Below are 918 nucleotides of genomic sequence, written 5' to 3'. Positions count from 1 at the left end.
GCCGACGCGCTTCGCGCATGCGTTCGCGCTTGCGCCCGCGCGTACGCGGAGATCCGCAGCTGCAGCGTCATCGCAGGCCATCAGCGCCTTATCGGGCTGATGTGCAACGCAGTCGCCAGCGTCCGACACGTCTGCCGCAACGTCATCAAGACACGCGGCGACGCGCCCTTCGACGGCATCAGCAGCCGCAGGCGCGACGGCGTCGCTCCTGCGCGCCCGTGCGCGCGTTATAGCCTGAGTCAGCATTTCTCTGAACTGTTGTCCCATCGCTTCAATCCTTACGCCTATGAGGGCCTTTGCCTCGCGCCGCCCCCTTGGCGGCGCCGACCCTCTCCTGCCGACCGATTGCCGTTCGGCCGACCTTGGTTCTCGAGTCATCGCGACGAGCCACAGAGCACCCCCCCCATGCCACCCTGGAGCCCTTGTTTTGCCAGGCTCTTAGGCGATGGAAGGAGACGCGCGGAACGCCCCGATTTCCACTTTTGGGCATAACTATCCCAAAGGTTGCTTCATTGTAACCTTTCCGTTACACGAAGCCAAGACTTTTTGACATGAAATAAGGTGACTGGAAAGCGTACAAATTCCGCGATCCACCTTGCAAAACGATAAGCGCCCCAATCCCAGATGCCCCTAAATCGGGCCAGACAGCCCCGCACGCAATCGCACCGCGAAAGCAACGGTCTTTCAACCACGAATCACCCGACTTTCCACAATCGTCACACTCCCTCCACATCCCCTGCCCCTCCCCCTACGCCGGGCACCCGCCCCCCAGCGCACCCCGCACCACCCGCAGCGCGCCCGCGCCTCCCACCGTGGCGCCGCGCTCCCACATCCCCGCACAGCCCACAGTACGCCTCGCGCCGGAAACTCACCCCCCCCCCGGCGCACCCCACACAACCCACCACGCCCTCCGCGGTC

The organism is Enterorhabdus sp. P55 (assembly GCF_009911695.1).
Classification (GTDB): Bacteria; Actinomycetota; Coriobacteriia; order Coriobacteriales; family Eggerthellaceae; genus Enterorhabdus.
Note: the sequence above shows the minus strand (reverse complement) of the source record.